The organism is Pseudomonadota bacterium (genome assembly GCA_034189865.1).
Taxonomy (GTDB): domain Bacteria; phylum Pseudomonadota; class Gammaproteobacteria; order UBA5335; family UBA5335; genus JAXHTV01.
Map to the genome: position 1 here is coordinate 1 of JAXHTV010000033.1, position 17,979 is coordinate 17,979.

Sequence of the window (17,979 nt, forward strand, 5' to 3'; positions counted from 1 at the left end):
TCATTGATGCAAACATCATCCGTGGCGGCCACCACGACGTGCGCGCCTTCAATGTGGCGGGCGTGAAAAGGCTCCGGCAACCAGCGAATCTGATTGCCATCCGCCAAGTCACGTAAGCCATCGACGATCACCGGCGCGACGACCGTCAGCCGGGCGGAGCAAGACAAGAAAGCCCGCGTTTTGCGAAGAGCGACCGCTCCTCCGCCGACGACAAGGACATCTTTGTCTTTCAGTTTCAGAAATGCCGGGAAATAGTCCATATCAACCACCGATAAAGAGATTACCGGACGAGTCAAAGAACGTGGACGGAAGCGGATACTTTAAAAGGGCGCATGTGATCCACGCCTCCTTGGGGTGAATCGCAGAACCCGATAGCTCAATTCCGCCTGAGAGTCTTCGGGCAGACCGCGCGGGCAACGCCGCATAAAGCCGGGACTATAGCATGATTCCGCATAATAAATTATATTTATATACCAATTTTCCACACCTGGACTCACCGACCGCTATGAAATTGCGACAACTGAGGTACATCACTGAGGTCGCCAATCGCAACCTCAACGTGACTGCCGCCGCCGAGGCACTGTATACGTCGCAACCCGGCGTCAGCAAACAGATTCGATTGTTGGAAGACGAGTTGGGTGTCCAGATATTTGAACGCAACGGCAAGCACCTGACGCAAATCACACCCGCTGGGCACGGTATTTTGGAAATCGCCCGTCGCATGCTTAACGATGCCGAAAACATCGAGCGGGTCGCAGCCGATTACCGAGATGAGTCGCGCGGCAGCCTCACGCTGGCAACGACCCATACCCAGGCTCGTTATGCACTGCCGAACACCGTCAAGGCGTTCCGCGCCCAATACCCCGACGTGGCGTTGCACATTCATCAAGGCACACCGATGCAAATCGCCGAATGGGCCGCTAAAGGCGAAGTTGATTTCGCCATCGCGACCGAAGCCATGGAGCATTTTGACGACTTGGTCATGATGCCGTGCTACCACTGGAATCGATGCATTCTGGTGCCACCCGACCACCCGCTGGCAAAACAAGAACGGCTAACACTGGAAGCCATCGCAAGCTATCCGATCATCACCTACGTCTTCGGTTTTACCGGCCGCTCGCAGCTGGACAATGCCTTTAGCGAGCACACGCTTCACCCCAACGTGGTCCTCACGGCGGTCGACTCAGACGTCATCAAAACTTATGTACGGCTGGGGCTCGGCGTGGGGATCGTAGCGAATATGGCTTACGATCCGCGGATCGATCATGACCTGGTCAGCCGCGACGCCAGCCACTTGTTCCATCAGAGCACAACCCGAATCGGATTCCGCAAGGGGACCATATTGCGGCGATATATGTATGACTTTATCCAAATTTTTGCGCCGCACTTACCCCGGGCGCTCATTGAACAGTGTGCGACGACCGCGGATGTCGAGGCCCGCAACACCCTGCTGCAACCTTTGATGGATCGCCTGCCAACGCTTTAGACGCATTCCCAGCGTTATCCCGTTATATGGATATACGCATTAATTCCTTTTTTGCATAACCAGCCGCTTGGTAGAGTGCGCCAATCAACCATGGGGGATTGTGCAGCCGGAGCGCACTACCACCCCATCGAACCGATCCCATTTCACGCCATATAGCGGACACAGCTAAAGAGAAGCGCCATGTATCAGTATGACGCGCATGACCAAGCCATCGTCGATCAACGAGTGGTGGAATTCCGCGAGCAAACCCAGCGGTTTCTCGCCGGCCAAATCAGCGATGAGGAGTTCCGCCCGCTGCGTCTGATGAACGGCCTGTACATACAGCGCCAAGCCCCCATGCTGCGGGTCGCAATCCCGTACGGCTTGCTGTCGAGTCGTCAGATGAGAATGCTCGCCCACATCGCGCGTACGTACGATAAAAACTACGGGCATTTCAGCACCCGTCAAAACATTCAGTACAACTGGCCCAAACTCGAGGACGTACCCCAAATCCTCGCTGACCTCGCGACGGTGCAGATGCACGCGATCCAAACCAGTGGTAACTGCATTCGCAATGTCACCAGCGATCAGCTCGCTGGCGTCACACCCGATGAAATCGAAGACCCCCGTCCTTATTGCGAAATCATCCGGCAATGGTCGACTTTCCATCCGGAATTTTCCTATTTGCCGCGCAAGTTCAAGATTGCGGTGACCGGTGCCCAGCGTGATCGCACAGCAGCGCTGGTTCACGATATCGGTTTGCAGATCGTAAAAGACGATGCGGGTCAAACCGGTTTCCGCGTATTCGTCGGCGGCGGGTTGGGTCGAACGCCCATCATCGGCGTTGCGATACGGGATTTTCTACCGAAGCGAGACTTGCTCTCTTACTTAGAAGCCATTGTTCGCGTTTACAATCGCCTGGGACGACGTGACAACATCCACAAAGCGCGGATCAAAATTCTGGTCAAATCAGCGGGGCCGGAGCAGTTCGCCAAGCTGGTCGAAGAGGAGTGGCAGCATATCAAGGACGGCGCGCTCGTTTTGGATGACGCCGAAATTGCCCGGGTCACGGCGTTCTTCCAGCCACCGGATTACCGCCAGGATGGGTCGTTTGCTAATTTGGCCAACCAACTGGCTGAAGATCGAGCATTCGCGGCGTGGTTTCAGCGTAACACCGCGGACCATCGGGTTGAGGGATATCGTGCGGTCTACCTTTCGCTCAAAGCCCCCACCGTGGCACCGGGCGACATTACCTCCGAACAGATGGAACGCGTAGCTGATTTGGCCGACCGGTATAGCTTTGGTCTGATTCGCACGACGCATCACCAGAACCTTTTGTTTGCGGATGTTCGAGAGGCCGACTTGCGCGAGTTGTGGACTGAATTGAAGTCGATCGGACTGGCCCAACCGAATATCGGGACCTTGACGGACATGATCTGCTGTCCAGGTCTGGATTTCTGCAGCTTGGCGAACGCCGGCAGCATTGATGTCGCACGGCAAATCAACGAAAGATTCGATGATTTGGACTACTTGTACGACCTGGGTGATTTGCGGTTGAACATGTCAGGCTGCATGAATGCCTGCGGCCACCACCACGTCGGCCATATCGGCATCCTAGGTGTCGATAAAAAGGGTGAGGAGTGGTACCAGATCCAATTGGGTGGCAGTTCGGAGAACGACGTCTCGCTCGGCAAGGTTCTCGGGCCCTCGTTCCCCAAAAACCAAGTCGCTGAAGTGCTTTCCATGATCGTAGATACCTACGTGGAGCGACGCGAGGAAGGCGAACGATTCGTTGACACTTATCGCCGTGTGGGAATCGCGCCCTTCAAAGAGCGCGTTTATAGCGAAGCTTTAGGAGAATAAGCCATGGCAGTGATCCGCGATGGCAAGCTGGTTGATAGTACTTGGCAGTTCGGAAATCTGAACGATCCGTTACCAAACGGGCCCCTCATCGTGCCCTTTGCCCGGTGGCAGACCGAGCGAGCGAAGATTCTAGGCGAAACTCGCCCTTATATCGGCGTTTCACTCAACTCCGAGGAAAGCATTGAGGAGTTGTCCACCGATCTGGCTCACCTGCAGGCGGTCGCATTGGATTTTCCCGTATTCAAAGACGGTCGGCACTACACGACGGCAAGGTTGCTCCGGGAACGATACCGCTTTCAAGGGGACATCATCGCCACGGGCGATGTGTTAATTGATCAGCTCTATTTCATGCAGCGGGTCGGATTCAACGTAATGGTGCTGCGTGACGATCAAGACGCCGCAACCGCGCTGTCGGTCCTCGCACGCCGACCGGCGACCTATCAAGCTGCGGCCGACGAAAAACAACCCTTCTATCGGCGGCGAAACACAGTATTGTCCTGATTGAGCTTGCCGTCGTCGACGGGGCACTCGCCCAAATGTATACAAAAAGGCCCCACCCGAATTGATCGGGTGAGGCCGATTGCTTGCTGTTGTCGCGACCTATTTCTTGATGCTATTCATCTTCATCAACAGCCCCATTTCCTCCATGGCGCTGCCCGGAATGGTAAACCCTTCCGTGTCGCGAATTTTATCGAAATTGTCACGAATGTACTCGATGGTCATGGTCTCCGGGTTAAAGACACCCAGGGTCGCACCGATAAAAATGCGCCCGACGCGACCGGCAGCCGCCGAATAGATTTCACCATTGACCTTGCAGTCCTCGTGACACAAGTAAGCGACGATCGGCGCGACCAACTCCGGATCCATCTTGAACTGGTTAGCCATAGGCCCCATCAAGTCTTCGGTCATCCGGGTCTTGGCGCCGGGCGCCAACACATTGGCCTTGATGTTGTACTTCTGGCCTTCCTGCTTCAGCACATTGGTGAAGCCTACGACACCCATCTTCGCGGCACCGTAATTGGTCTGCCCGAAGTTACCGAAAATCCCGGCTGCCGAACTGGTGTTCACGATGCGGCCGTATTTTTGCTCCCGCATCAGTTCCCAAGCGGCTTTGGTGACCCAGAACGCACCCCTGAGGTGGACATCAAGAACGGGATCGAGAAATTCCGGTGACATATTCTTGAACGACTTGTCGCGCAGAATCCCGGCGTTATTGATGACGATGTCGATCTTGCCGAAAGCGTCAAGCGCCGTCTGAATAATGGCTTCGCCGCCTTCAACGGTGGACACGCTGTTGCCGTCTGCCACGGCCTCGCCACCGGCAGCCCGGATTTCTTCCACGACTTTTTCCGCTGGCGAGGCCGAACCGGAACCCGATCCGTCGACCGAGCCACCCAGGTCGTTGACCACCACTTTGGCCCCGCGTGAGGCCAGTAAGATGGCATGTGCCCGACCCAAGCCGCCGCCGGCGCCGGTCACCACTGCCACACGTCCGTCATATCGCATTTCTGACATGAGATCCTTCTCCTCCACGTATTATCAGTATCAAGACAAAAACCGTTGCTAAAGTAGCGTTCTTTCCTGCGCCATGCAACGTATGGGCGACCGAATCAAACGGCGTATCGCTAGGATCGCGCTGGCGATGTGGATTCAGCGATAAGGCAACCGACCACCCGGAACAAAAGTTTCGATGTCAAGTTCTGGGAACCAGAGGAACCGGCAACCCAGAATCGGCCCGAATGCGTTTTACCCGGAATGGGGCGAGGATAAAAATCGAAGTTGGGTGATCGAATCTTGCCCCCGCCTCAGAGCCACGGTCACGTTGGAGATCGATCAGGCGCGTTCGCAATCCAGACCGCGAATCTCGGCCATCCGCTGGCCAATTTGGGTCCGTTGACGATCGCTCAGCTGAGTACTGACTTCCGGAAGAAAATCTTCGTTCTCTCGCGTGAGATGTTCACGTTGCAGCTTTTCGAAAGACCGGGCTCTTTCCCAGAGCCCTTGGCGATCATCGATCGCTTCCGGGGTGGCGAGGAACGGGGCAAGTTGTTCCCAAGCTTGCTCGATTTCTTCGTGATCGAGCGCAAGCCGCTCTATCATGCCATCCATCAACGGGGAGTTGTCGAGCAACGCCGGGAAAAGGCATTGCTCTTCATCTCGGTGGTGTAACCAGTTGGCACGGGTATAGAACGTGTGCATGGCGACGGCTTGATTTGCCAAATCTTTGGTGATGCCGCCGTCACGGATCGCCATGGCCAGTTGCAACAGCGCCTCACCTTGACGAAGCATGCAATCGTGATAACTGCGCAAAACAGCCACGCCGTCAGAAAAATCCTCGGCAGGTTCTGTGAAACGGAATTGCACGGAGGCCCTCAGCGTGAATAGCGAACGAACTTGGAGCGGACCACTTGGTAAGGCCTGAAAAGATAGCCCACCGGTGCACTCCAGATATGAACCAAACGGGTGAACGGAAACAGCAAAAACACGCTCAGCCCGAGGAAAATATGCAACTTAAAGATAAAGTTCACATTATCTAGCAGCGCCGGTTCCGGGCGCAGCCAAGCAACACTCTGCACCCACTCGGTCAGCGCAATCATGACCGACGCATCGCCGTGGGCAGCATGCCACAACGACACCGGCACGGTGCACAAACCCACTGCCAGGGTAATGAGCAGCCAGTCAAGAATAAAAATATCCATAAACCGGGTATTCGCCCGAACCCGTGGGTTGAACATACGTCGGCGCCAGAGAATAACCCCGCCAATCATGCATATAATGCCAAACACCGAACCGGCCCCCATTGCCACCGCCTGGTGCAACATGTCAGAAACACCCAAGGCCAGAAACACTTCGTGGGGGGTCAACAAACCAACGGCATGCCCACCGAGCAGTGCCAGGATACCAATGTGAAACAGGTTACTCCCTAGGCGCAGATTTTTTCGATCGAGGAGCTGACTGGAATCGGCCTTCCAGGTGTATTGCTCGCGGTCGAACCGGATCAAACTGCCCAACAGAAATACCGTCAGCGCGATATAGGGATAAACACCGAATAAAAGCGTTTGCATGGATGTTCCTTCCTCAAGAACCCTGGCTGCTTAAACCATGCCGGGTCATGGCGTCTTGACTGCTGTGTTCGAGAACCACGTTTAGAAGCGGCCCGTATGGGCTGTCGATCTGTTCCAGATTGTGAGCGACTACCGCAATCGCATCGTGGCTCTGACGCAGAAAACTCACGGCATTGCGTTCGTCTGGTAGGGTCGAGACGTACTCCAAAAGCAGCGGCAGATAGTCGGGTAGCTGACCCTCGGTGATCTCAAAGCCGCAGGCGCGAAAATATTCCACAAGTTTGACCAATGTTGGACCGCGGTCCCTGTCCTGCTCTTCCAGCAGGTGATGGGTTAGGTACAAGGAGTGATCCGGGGTCAGGTCGAAGGTCTGAACATATTTGGCCTGCCATTCCGTTGGCGATTGAGCCCGCGCCCAATCAACAAAGCCGGTAATTGCCTGGCGCTGCGGCTCACTGGCATATTCCAGTGAACGGACCATGTCAGAAAACTCGTCGAGATGAGCGCAAACCTCATCGTTCGGATAGTCCAACAAAACCGATAAGAGACGGTAGAGCATCATTCCGCAGGCTCAGGCTTTTTAACGGTAGCCGCCTCCGCAGATGCCGACTCCGCCCGACGCCCCTTGATTTCGCTAATCGGAACGAACGCCAGATCGTCCACGGTTCCTTTGCGCTTTTCAGGAAACAAAGAAGTGCCTTCGTAAGCACTGACGCTGCAACCCTCATTGCCGAACGAGAATCCGTTTTGGCCTTGGAAAGCATGAAAATCTTCCTGCCGAAGCTCTTCGTGGCTGGTGGGAATGACAAAGCGATCCTCGTAGTTGGCAATCGCCATATAGCGATACATCTCTTTAACCTGAGTCTCCGTCAACCCCACTTCCTGCAAGACTTCCAGATCAGGTTCACCCTCAACGTTGACCGAACGCATGTAGCTGCGCATAGCCAGCATTCGCTTGAGGGCCAAGACGATTGGTTCTTCTTTGCCCGCCGTTAACAGGTTGGCGAGATAACGAATCGGCATGCGTAGCGCTTCGACCTTGGGAATCACACCATCGCGGTGGGTGGGCAGATGCCCCTGATCGATTTGACTTTGCACGGGCGATAACGGCGGAACATACCAAACCATCGGCAAGGTCCGGAACTCCGGATGCAGCGGAAAAGCCACTTTCCAGTCAACCGCCAGCTTGTAGATGGGGGATTTCTGCGCAGCCTCGATCCACGATTCAGGCACGCCGTCTTGTCGAGCCTGCTCGATGACGGCGGGGTCATTAGGATCGAGAAAAATTTCCATTTGTGCTTCGTACAGATCTTTGGGATCTTCAACCGCTGCCAGCTCGGAAATGCGATCGGCGTCGTACAACATGATGCCGTTGTAACGGATACGCCCGACACAAGACTCACTGCACACCGTCGGCAGACCCGACTCGACACGCGGATAACAGGCGGTGCATTTCTCCGCCTTGCCGGACTCCCAGTTGTAAAACACCTTTTTATATGGGCAGTTGCTAACGCACATGCGCCAGCTCCGGCAGCGGTTCTGATCGACCAGAACAATCCCGTCTTCCTCGCGTTTATACATGGCACCGGAGGGACAGGAAGCAACGCACGATGGATTGATGCAGTGGTTACAAATCCGCGGAAGATACATGCTAAACGAGTTTTCGAACTCCGAGTAAACCTCCTTTTCAACCGCTTCGAAGTTACGATCCTGGCCGCGTTTCTCGAATTCGCCCGCCATGTCGTCTTCCCAGTTGGGGCCCCATTCGATCTTGTCCATACGACTGCCGTCGATCAGGGAACGGGGCCGCGCGGTGGGTGCCGCCTCAGCCAGCGGGCTGGTCTGCAGGTGTCCGTAGTCGTAAGTGAACGGCTCGTAGTAATCGTCGATCTCGGGAAGATCGGGATTCATGAAGATGTTCATCAGACGCTTAACGCGGCTACCCGATTTCAGCTGCAGCTTGCCTTTATCGGCAACCCAACCACCGTTCCAGCGCTCTTGATCTTCCCAGTTCTTGGGATAACCGACACCCGGTTTAGATTCGACATTGTTGAACCAGACGTACTCGACACCTTTTCGGTTCGTCCACACGTTCTTACATGTCACCGAGCAAGTATGGCACCCGATGCATTTGTCCAGATTGAAAACCAAAGCGAAGTTTGCACGAACCTTCATAAAACGACTTGCTCCCGCTCGTCAGTGTCCTCGAACGCCGGTTCCTGCACGTACGGCGCTTGTGGGACGCCGGGCGGATTCAGCGCCGCTTCGCGCTGAGGCGTTAAGGGGCGCTCCAACCAATCCACATCCTGGTCCTCAATCTTATGGAGGACAACGTATTCGTCTCGCTGCGAACCCACCGTACCGTAGTAGTTGAAACCGTAGCTGTACTGGGCGTAGCCACCAATCATATGGGTGGGTTTGACCACGACTCGGGTGACGCTATTGAGAATCCCTCCCCGCTTACCGGTGGTATTGGACCCCGGAACGTTCACGATTTTCTCCTGCGCGTGGTACATCATGGCCATGCCCTCCGGAATTCGCTGACTGACCACAACCCGCGCGACGGTCGCCCCGTTGGTGTTCAACGCTTCAACCCAGTCGTTGTCGACCAAGCCGATCCGCTTGGCATCGGTTTCCGAAACCCAAACAACAGGGCCGCCACGGAACAAGGTCAACATCCGCAGATTGTCGTTATAGCTGCTGTGGATACCCCATTTGGAGTGCGGCGTGATCCAGTTCAGCACCAAGTGGGGCTTATCACCCAATTTCTGAACCATCGCACCCGTCGCTTTTAGGTCAACGGGTGGACGGAAGGCGCAAAACCCTTCCCCAAAATCCAACATCCATTCATGGTCCTGATAGAACTGCGCCCGGCCGGTCAAGGTACGGAACGGAATGTGCTCGTGAATGTTGGTATAACCGGCGGTATAGCTCACCTCCTCGGATTCGATACCGCTCCAGGTGGGGGCGGTAATGATCTTTCGGGGTTGCGCTTTGATATCCGCAAACGTGATCTTGTCATCGCGGCGATTGGCCGCCAGCGGCGTGTGATCGATACCCGTTTTAGCAGACAACGCCTGCCAGGATTTCCAAGCCACCTCACCGTTGGTTTCCGGCGCCAGAGACAAAATGGTGTCACAGACGTTGATGTCTTCTTCCAAAGAAGGCAGCCCCTTGCTGATACCCTCTTCCTCGATCGTGTAAGAGGTCAATTTGAGGTGTTCGTATTCCTCTTCAGTATTCCAATCGATCCCTTTCACGTTGTTGCCGGCGGATACCAGCAACGGCCCCAGCGCCGTGAACTTCTTGTAGGTGTTGGCGTAGTCCCGCTCAACCACCTTCAATACCGGCATGGTCTTACCCGGAACAGGTTCGCATTCACCCCGCTTCCAGTCTTTCACGCCCAAAGGTTGCGCCAACTCGCCTGGGCTGTCGTGCATCATGGGAACGGCCACCAGGTCCTTACGGGTACCAAGATGCTTACCGGCCAGCTCCGAGAACCGCTTTGAGATCAGCCGGAAGATTTGCCAGTCACTGCGGCTTTCCCACCCCGGGTTGACCGCTTCGGTCAAGGGATGGATGAACGGGTGCATGTCAGTGGTGTTGAGGTCGTTTTTCTCATACCACGTGGCGGTGGGCAAAATAATGTCCGAATACGCGCCAGTGGAATTCAAACGGAAGTTGATGTCCACCAGCAAATCCAACTTGGCGATAGGCGCATCCGGACGCCACTTGATCTCCTGCCCTTCCGCTTCGGGCAAGACGTCTTGCATGACGCCATTTTGCGCACCCAACAGATGCTTCAAGAAATACTCGTGGCCTTTGGCGCTGGTACCCAACAGATTGGCCCGCCAGACGAACATGTTACGGGGGTAATTTTCTGGCGCATCGATATCTTCGCCGGAGAACGCCAATTCGCCGCGCTTGAGTTGGTCGACGACGTAATCGGCAATCGCTTTTTCGTCATCCGCCCCAGCCGCCTTCGCATCGTCACAGATGTCCAGTGGATTTCGATTGAAGTACGGCCCAGACGGCAGCCACCCCAAACGTTGTGAAACCACGTTGTAATCTGCCAGCGAGTAGCCTTTGTATTTACCCTTGGCGGTCTCGGCCAGCAAGCTGTCCGCACTTAACTGCTCATAACGCCATTGATCGGTGTGGAAATAAAAGAACGTGGTACCGTTCATTTGCCGCGGTGGACGATGCCAATCCAACGCAAAGGCCACCGGCGCCCAACCGGCTTGCGGCCGAAGTTTCTCCTGACCCACATAATGTGCCCATCCGCCCCCACTTTGCCCAACGCATCCGCACAGGTGCAGCAGGTTCATGATGGAACGATAGGTCATGTCGTTGTGGTACCAGTGGTTGATTCCCGCACCAAGAATCACCATCGATTTGCCGCGTGTTTTGGCTGCGTTGTCGGCGAACTCGCGAGCCGTACGGATGATGTCAGCCCGTTTAACTCCAGTGAACTGTTCACCCCAGGCTGGTGTGTAGGGGGTGTTTTCGTCGTCGTAATCGCCGGCGATCTCACCGCCTAAGCCGCGATCAACGCCGTACTGTGCAACCTGCAGATCGAACACCGTCGCAACCAGCACCTCTTCGCCATCGAGCTTCAGGCGTTTGACCGGAACCTGGCAATGGGTCGTCCGCCGTTCGGGGTCATCAAAGCGCGGAAAAGCGACCGAGACTACGGTATCTTCCGAGCCGCAGACGCTCAGTGCCGCTTGAATCTCTGCCTGATCGCTGGCGTTCTTCGGCAGCAAATTCCATTTACCCTGCTCGCCCCAGCGGAATCCGATGGACCCATTGGGCACCACCACGTTGCCGGTGGACTCGTCGAGCACCAGCGTTTTCCATTCCGGGTTGTTGCTCTCGCCAAGCGCACCGTCGAAGTCCGATGCCCTCAAGAAACGGTCACTGGTGTAGCCATCCTCATGAGGCCGCAACTTCACGAGCATGGGCAGATCGGTATATTTTCGGCTGTATTCCTGAAAATACGGAACCTGCTTGTCGACAAAAAATTCCTTCAGCACTACGTGAGCCATGGACAAAAACAACGCCGAGTCGGTGCCCTGACGAGCCGGCATCCACAAATCGGCGAATTTTACGTATTCGGCATAGTCTGGCGCGATGGCGACGACCTTCGTTCCCTTATACCGAACCTCCGAGTAGAAGTGGGCATCCGGCGTCCGCGTCATGGGCAGGTTGGCGCCGCAAACGATGATGTAGCCGGAGTTGTACCAATCGGCGGCCTCGGGCACGTCGGTTTGCTCGCCCCAGACCTGGGGCGAGGATGGCGGCAGATCGCAATACCAATCGTAGAACGACAGGCTGGTGCCGCCGATCAGCGATAAATAGCGGGTTCCGGCCGCATAAGAAATCATCGACATGGCCGGAATCGGGGAAAAACCAACAACGCGGTCCGGACCGTGAGTTTGGGCGGTGTATACATTCGCCGCCGCGATAATTTCCACGAGTTCTTCCCACTTGGCCCGAACGAAACCGCCCAATCCTCGAACCGCGGTATAGCGTTTGCGTTTGTCGGGGTCGGTTTGTATCGCCGCCCATGCTTCGACGGGATCTTTCCCCAGGGCTTTCTCCGCCCGATATAGGTCAAGCAGCCGACCCCGTATCAGCGGATGCTTGACCCGATGCGGACTGTAGAGATACCACGAGTAACTGGCGCCCCGTTGGCAACCCCGGGGTTCATGATTGGGCAGATCAGGACGGGTACGAGGATAGTCCGTGGCCTGCATCTCGAAGGCGACCAAACCGCTTTTTACATGAATATTCCAGCTGCAACCGCCAGTACAATTCACACCATGGGTCGACCGCACGACCTTGTCGAACCGCCAACGATTTCGATAACCCTCCTCCCATTGGCGATCGTCGTTGGTCACAATGCCGTGACCGTCGGAAAAAGTACCTTGGACCCTGTTAAAAAAACGGAGCCGGTCCAAAAAATGACTCATGCCCTACTCCTGCCCCCTGCTGGCCGCAGGATAGCGGAACGAAGACGGGTGGCTGCCCATAATGATACTCGCCGCCTTCGATCCCGATACCCGAATGTGATAGTGAATAGTCAAGAAACGGATCCTGTCAGTACCGCCGGCTAGGCGCCAGCAATTGCCACATAGACCACGCCATTCTCGACACGCGTAGGATACGTTGTGGTGACGCCTTCATCCGGCGCAACCGCTTGACCATCTTGAAGCTGAATAACCCAATTGTGTAACGGGCAAGTGACTGTCTTTCCGCATACAATGCCTTGAGAAAGCGGCCCCCCTTTATGGGGACAACGATCACGGAGTGCAAAGACCTCGTCCTGCCGGTTTCGAAAAACCGCAATGTCTCCGTCCGGGGTTTTGATCACTCGCGAGCCCAACACCGGAATCGCATCCAGCAAGCCCGCCTCAACCCATTGCCCGCCGGATGATGTGGGCGGCGTAGATATGTTATTCACTGTTGACATCAGAGGTTGTTCGCTCCCTAAACCTGATCAAGCCAATTCTTTCATTGGAACGAATTCATGCGGTTCCTTCCCATCTACCGCCCGCTCAGCCCACGGATCAATCTGGGCAAAACGCTGGGACTTAAGGAAACGATCAGCCAACTCGCGACGACCCTTCGCATCCTCGACCACACGCGTTTTCACATACGCCAGGCCCACCCGTTCAATCCAGGGCGCCGTTCGCTCCAGATAGTGCGCTTCCTCTCGGTACAGTTGAATAAACGCACTGCAATACTCGTGGACTTCTTCTTCTGTCCGGACATGGCAAAGCAGATCGGTGGCACGCACTTTCACGCCCCCGTTTCCGCCCACATGCAGTTCGTACCCTGAATCCACACACACGACCCCAAAGTCTTTAATCGTTGCCTCGGCACAGTTACGCGGGCAACCGGAAACAGCGAGCTTAACCTTGTGAGGCGTCCAGGTCCCCCAGGTCATTCGCTCCAAATCGATGCCGAGCCCGGTGGAATCCTGCGTGCCGAATCGGCACCACTCTTTTCCTACACAGGTTTTAACGGTCCGCAAGGACTTGCCATAGGCGTGACCGGAAACGAATCCCGCTTCAGCCAATTCTTTCCACACCTTGGGAAGCTTTTCTTTGCTGACGCCGAGAAGGTCGATCCGCTGGCCGCCGGTGATCTTCACGGTCGGCACCTTGTTTGATTCGGCAACCTCAGCGATAGCACGCAATTCGGCCGGCGTCGTCACGCCGCCCCAGATCCGCGGAACCACCGAGTACGTGCCGTCTTTTTGGATATTCGCGTGCGCGCGCTCGTTGATAAACCGAGACTGAGGATCGTCGAATGCCTCTGCGGGCCAAGTGGAAATCACGTAATAATTGAGCGCCGGCCGGCAAGATGCGCAACCATCCGGATTTTTCCATTCGAGAAATTCCCGCACGTCATGAGCGGCGATCAAGTGCTGATCACGGATGGTTTGACGGACTTCGTCATGCGTGTAATCGGTGCATTTACACATGGGCCGCTTACTAGGCGCGGCACTATAGTCACCGCCAAGCGTGCTGGCCAACAGCTGCTCCACGAGCCCGGTGCACGAGCCGCAAGAGGACGAGGCCTTGGTGTGTGCTCGCACATCCTCCAACGTGAAAAGCTTCTTGTCGACAATCGATTTAACGATGGTGCCTTTGCAGACCCCATTACAGCCGCAAATTTCCGCGTCGTCAGAGAGATTGGCGACCGCCGTTGCCGCCCCAAAGCCTGAACTGCCCAGATGCGCTTGACCGAAAAGCACCGTGTCCCGGAATTCGCCGATGTCCGATCCGTCTCGCATGAGCTGGAAATACCAGCTGCCATCGATCGTATCACCGTAGAGCACCGCGCCTTTGATACGGTTGCTGTCGTCGATGACCAAACGCTTGTACACGCCGCGCTTGACATCCTGAAACACGATGTCTTCGGTTCCTTCACCGCCGGAAAAGTCACCGGCCGAGAATAGATCGATACCAGTCACCTTGAGTTTGGTCGAGGTGACCGAACCTTCATAACGGGAATACCCCAGCCCGGCCAAATGATTGGCGCAAACCTTCGCCTGATCCCAAATAGGCGCGACCAAGCCATAGGTGGCGCCCCGATGCTGGATACACTCACCCACGGCGTACACCGCTGGATCATAGGTTTGCATCGTATCGGTCACCAGAATACCGCGTTCACAATATAATCCGGATTCCTTGGCTAACTTGACGTTGGGACGAATTCCGACCGCCATCACAACCAGGTCGGCGGGGATTTCCTCGCCGCTCTTGAAACGAACGGCCCGAACAGCGTCGTCGCCGAGAATTGCCTCCGTTTCGGCTTGCATTCGGAAGTGGATTCCTCGCTCTTCCAGCGATTGCTGAAGCAAGCGGCCGGCCGGTTTATCCAACTGCCGTTCCATCAGACTGTCGAGCAGGTGAACGACAGTAACTTCCAACCCCTGCTTCATCAGACCATTGGCGGCCTCCAACCCGAGCAAGCCACCGCCGATCACCACTGCGTGACGGCGACCTTTACCAGAAGCCGCCGCCATCGTCTTGACATCTTCAATGTCTCGAAAGGCAATCACGCCCGGCAAGTCCCGACCGGGCACGGGGATGATAAATGGGTCGGAACCCGTGGCAATCAACAAGCGATCGTATGACTCTTCGGTACCATCTTCGGATCGTACGATCCGCTTGCGGCGATGCAACTCGACGACCTTCTTGCCTTTATGCAACCGAATTCCGTTTTCCGCATACCAGTCTTCGGAATTGAGCACGATCTCGTCGAAGGTTTTTTCTCCAGCAAGCACCGGAGACAACAAAATGCGGTTGTAATTAACGTAGGGTTCAGCGCCGTAAACACTGATGTCATAACTATCCGGCGTCAGCTTCAGCAGTTCCTCCAAGGTGCGTATTCCGGCCATTCCGTTGCCAATCACCACGAGTTTCTGCTTGCCCATTTACACCTCCATTGATACGGCGTCGCCATGAACCGTCGGCCTAAACAAAACCAAATTAGCAATCATCATGCCAGGAAGCCGCCACGACGCACTCTAAAGTAGGTGATTGATAATTGGACGGTCGGGCTTGGCGATCACCAAACAAAATTCAACGGATCGCACCCACATGGTGCGGTAATGGTTGTTTCGTGGGCCAAAATGAAGCGAAACTCTGGAGCAGAACACCAACGGGGTGCATCCATTCGGTGCGATGTCGCACCCTGAGGTCACTTGAACTCACGTTTATCAACCCCGACCCTTGGCGCACCACATTCGTGCGATACCGCGGGCACGCTCAAAGACCGCCATCAAAGTCGTTACAACGCTCTCAGAAAAAAAAAACGGCAACCTCTTAGGTTGCCGTTTCCGCCATTATCAGGCGCCGAATCATCATTGAGCGCCCTCACAAGCGAGTCAGCCAATCGCAGACCAACCGCCAACTGACAATGCGCGACTCAAACCGTCGTGTCGAGCTGGCTATACAGCCATTCTTAGGTCAGCCGCAAGGATCATTAGAACCGAAAACCGACCCCACCTTTGATATGCCACGCCTGAAATGAGTCCATTTCGATGGCCGTCCCACTGCGGGTTGTCACATCGGGCTCATCGATATACGTATAACGCAGCTCGCCGAAAAAATAACTCGACTGAGTCAGGGTCAGCATAGCTCCGGCCTTAGCCAGAACACCCCATTCTGGCCCATCGAACTTCAGTACCGCTCCCGAATCCGACCAAGCCCGGCCATCTTCAAGAAACGCCATTACCGGCCCGATTCCGACGTAAGGGCTGACAAAGCCGCGCGGAAACATGGTGTATACCAGATTGACACTTACCGGGAGAATCTCTGGCTGCAGAATGTTGACCTCGCCGGCGTTATTGTCACCACCGATCACATCACCTCCGCCCACATCGTTGATCTGAATTTCCGGAAAAATAATGTCCAGATCAAGTTCCAAACCGAGCCGATCGGTAAACTTGTACCCCAGCATCGCGCCGAATGCCAAAACGTCCACGTTCTCGGGCGGTGGTTCAACTTCATCAGTTCCGCCGCCCAAGGTGATATTGATCAGACCGGCGATCGATAGCGTGCTCGTTTCCGAACCATCAATGGTTTGTTTAGCATTATCCGCCCGTTTGAAATCGGGTCCGTAAATGCCGCCTCCAACCTGCAAATAAAACTCTCTGGCTAAAGGGCCGGCCGCCATGGCTGTGGACATTCCCAATCCAGACAAAGCCCAGCCCGCGACTGCCGCGAACGCGAAGCGAAATACTTGGTTGCGGCTAAAACGTGAAGATCTCCGGTACCCGGACATCCCTGCCGAGAGAAGTGGTCGCGTGGTTTGCATCATGTCCTTATTCCCTTCCATTTTCCCGTCGTCTCCAGGGTCTGCCGGGGCTTCCCGGCTCGCGGAATCCATCCCACCGCGCGAGGATCACTCTGATCTCAGAGAATACTCATGCTTCGAGGCCAATCGTTCACAACTGACCTGGCGCTATCGAGCCAGGAAAGAAGCGAACTCGGTGCCGAAGGTGACCCCCACACTGAAGCGAATCTCTCGAACTTCGAGATCATCTACGTCGTACTCGTTACCGTTTTCGTCTTTCAACTCCGGATCGCTGATCCGCCCGTAGCGAGCGCCCAGTTGTCCATACCACGTTTCGCTGAATTGAATCTTGGCACCGATATCTGCAACGTAGCCGAATTCCAGACCGCCTGATGCCGTCAGATCGGTGGCTTCATTGAAAACCAACCGATTACCCAAATCGGCGATCAGCACACCCACGGCGATATAGGGGCTTAGTGTGGATTCCGGCATGAAGGTGTATACCCCCTGCAGATGCAACGGGATGATCGCCGGTGCCGCCACCTTAATGGTGATAGACTCGGGATCGTTGGAAATGACACGAGTGACCAAAGGGCCTTCTAAAAGAATTCGCGGCAGCGTCAGACCGGCGCCAAACTCCGCGCCCAGGTGGCGGCTAAATTGATAGCCCACGACGCCGTTTATCGCCAACATGGGGCGATTTTCGGCCTCCACTCGCGTAGCCGAGCCCCCGGACGCACTGATTTCCAGCGGAAGGGCAAGATCGATCGATCCCAATCCCAAAACCGGAACGGTAATCCTCTGCCCCTGAGTGGTTGTACTCAGTAGGTCGCGCGCGCCGTCTTCCCCGAGCCCGAACTCCGGTGTAAGCAAGCCTGCGCCAAGGTTGATATAGATGTCTCCCGGCCGAGGACCGGCTGCTGAAGCAAAATCGATCGGCATCGCTACCAGCACGAATAACGTAGCCCATAACTTCCGTCTGCCTCGCCCGCAGACTGCCCAGTCGAATGATGGGCATGTCGACGGTTTCCGGGCCGTGCTGCCCGAGCAGAACTTCCATGTCATCTGGAATCCTCCTTGAGATACCAAATCGTATTATTGAGTCTATAACGCGACTCGTCACTCGGCTTTCCCGATCGGCCGCCGCCAATTTCCCCGCGTCGTTTAGCAACCGGGCATGCGTTTTTTCAAGTCAACGTCCATTCCCGACCTGAGCGCTAAATTCATGGTCGCACCCTAAAAGAAAGACTCACCACACCTAAAAAATGGAGA

At 55.5% G+C, this 17,979-nt stretch carries 14 protein-coding genes; 3 read left to right on the forward strand and 11 right to left on the reverse strand.

Annotated features, from left to right (window positions below; translation table 11 throughout):
* On the reverse strand, positions 1–260 hold a 260-nt coding region (locus tag SVU69_11970), incomplete at its 3' end, for an NAD(P)-dependent oxidoreductase (GenBank protein MDY6943713.1).
* 245 nt (positions 261–505) lie between these two features.
* Here SVU69_11970 and cysB point away from each other — a divergent pair.
* The 3 genes from cysB (at position 506) to SVU69_11985 (ending at position 3,829) form a co-directional block, all read left to right on the forward strand.
* Positions 506–1,486, forward strand: coding sequence for an HTH-type transcriptional regulator CysB (cysB, locus tag SVU69_11975; protein MDY6943714.1), 981 nt, complete (start codon positions 506–508; stop codon positions 1,484–1,486).
* A gap of 180 nt (positions 1,487–1,666) precedes the next feature.
* Positions 1,667–3,328 (forward strand): nitrite/sulfite reductase, encoded by a 1,662-nt coding sequence (locus SVU69_11980; protein ID MDY6943715.1) that lies wholly within the window; start codon positions 1,667–1,669, stop codon positions 3,326–3,328.
* A 3-nt stretch (positions 3,329–3,331) separates the two neighbouring features.
* Entirely contained in the window at positions 3,332–3,829 is a 498-nt protein-coding gene (locus tag SVU69_11985; protein MDY6943716.1) for a DUF934 domain-containing protein, read from the forward strand.
* Between the two features lie 99 nt (positions 3,830–3,928).
* On the opposite strand, the gene SVU69_11990 is transcribed toward SVU69_11985, so the two are convergent.
* From SVU69_11990 to SVU69_12035, 10 genes are all read right to left on the reverse strand, one after another.
* Positions 3,929–4,843, reverse strand: coding sequence for an SDR family oxidoreductase (locus tag SVU69_11990; GenBank protein MDY6943717.1), 915 nt, complete (start codon positions 4,841–4,843; stop codon positions 3,929–3,931).
* Positions 4,844–5,161: 318 nt separating this feature from the next.
* A complete protein-coding gene (locus tag SVU69_11995; protein ID MDY6943718.1) occupies positions 5,162–5,692 on the reverse strand; it encodes a hemerythrin domain-containing protein in 531 nt (176 codons plus the stop codon).
* 8 nt (positions 5,693–5,700) lie between these two features.
* Positions 5,701–6,393 carry a respiratory nitrate reductase subunit gamma gene (narI, locus tag SVU69_12000; protein MDY6943719.1) on the reverse strand — a complete coding sequence of 231 codons (693 nt, stop codon included), beginning with the start codon at positions 6,391–6,393 and terminating at the stop codon, positions 5,701–5,703.
* A 13-nt stretch (positions 6,394–6,406) separates the two neighbouring features.
* Positions 6,407–6,955 (reverse strand): nitrate reductase molybdenum cofactor assembly chaperone, encoded by a 549-nt coding sequence (gene narJ / locus SVU69_12005; GenBank protein ID MDY6943720.1) that lies wholly within the window; start codon positions 6,953–6,955, stop codon positions 6,407–6,409.
* Entirely contained in the window at positions 6,952–8,568 is a 1,617-nt protein-coding gene (gene narH / locus SVU69_12010) for a nitrate reductase subunit beta (protein MDY6943721.1), read from the reverse strand. Before narH ends, narJ begins: the two co-directional genes overlap by 4 nt.
* On the reverse strand, positions 8,565–12,368 hold the full coding sequence (locus SVU69_12015) for a nitrate reductase subunit alpha (GenBank protein ID MDY6943722.1): 3,804 nt from the start codon (positions 12,366–12,368) through the stop codon (positions 8,565–8,567). The genes narH and SVU69_12015 overlap by 4 nt, the downstream gene beginning before the upstream one ends.
* Before the next feature lie 140 nt (positions 12,369–12,508).
* The gene (gene nirD / locus SVU69_12020) at positions 12,509–12,850 is read right to left on the reverse strand and encodes a nitrite reductase small subunit NirD (protein MDY6943723.1); all 342 of its coding nucleotides are present in this window, start codon (positions 12,848–12,850) and stop codon (positions 12,509–12,511) included.
* Positions 12,851–12,895: 45 nt separating this feature from the next.
* Positions 12,896–15,343, reverse strand: a complete 2,448-nt coding sequence (gene nirB, locus SVU69_12025) for a nitrite reductase large subunit NirB (protein ID MDY6943724.1) — start codon at positions 15,341–15,343, stop codon at positions 12,896–12,898.
* A gap of 551 nt (positions 15,344–15,894) precedes the next feature.
* Entirely contained in the window at positions 15,895–16,599 is a 705-nt protein-coding gene (locus SVU69_12030; protein ID MDY6943725.1) for an OmpW family outer membrane protein, read from the reverse strand.
* A gap of 276 nt (positions 16,600–16,875) precedes the next feature.
* A complete protein-coding gene (locus SVU69_12035; protein ID MDY6943726.1) occupies positions 16,876–17,649 on the reverse strand; it encodes a hypothetical protein in 774 nt (257 codons plus the stop codon).
* Positions 17,650–17,979: the final 330 nt, after the last annotated feature.

Excerpts from the sequence above, each read along its gene's own strand:
- narH (MDY6943721.1), bottom strand. The coding sequence starts at position 8,568 with ATGAAGGTTCGTGCAAACTTCGCTTTGGTTTTCAATCTGGACAAATGC.
- nirB (MDY6943724.1), bottom strand. The coding sequence starts at position 15,343 with ATGGGCAAGCAGAAACTCGTGGTGATTGGCAACGGAATGGCCGGAATA.
- SVU69_11985 (MDY6943716.1), top strand. The coding sequence starts at position 3,332 with ATGGCAGTGATCCGCGATGGCAAGCTGGTTGATAGTACTTGGCAGTTC.
- cysB (MDY6943714.1), top strand. The coding sequence starts at position 506 with ATGAAATTGCGACAACTGAGGTACATCACTGAGGTCGCCAATCGCAAC.
- SVU69_12035 (MDY6943726.1), bottom strand. The coding sequence starts at position 17,649 with ATGCCGATCGATTTTGCTTCAGCAGCCGGTCCTCGGCCGGGAGACATC.
- SVU69_11980 (MDY6943715.1), top strand. The coding sequence starts at position 1,667 with ATGTATCAGTATGACGCGCATGACCAAGCCATCGTCGATCAACGAGTG.
- SVU69_12015 (MDY6943722.1), bottom strand. The coding sequence starts at position 12,368 with ATGAGTCATTTTTTGGACCGGCTCCGTTTTTTTAACAGGGTCCAAGGT.
- SVU69_11990 (MDY6943717.1), bottom strand. The coding sequence starts at position 4,843 with ATGTCAGAAATGCGATATGACGGACGTGTGGCAGTGGTGACCGGCGCC.
- narI (MDY6943719.1), bottom strand. The coding sequence starts at position 6,393 with ATGCAAACGCTTTTATTCGGTGTTTATCCCTATATCGCGCTGACGGTA.
- narJ (MDY6943720.1), bottom strand. The coding sequence starts at position 6,955 with ATGATGCTCTACCGTCTCTTATCGGTTTTGTTGGACTATCCGAACGAT.
- SVU69_12030 (MDY6943725.1), bottom strand. The coding sequence starts at position 16,599 with ATGTCCACAGCCATGGCGGCCGGCCCTTTAGCCAGAGAGTTTTATTTG.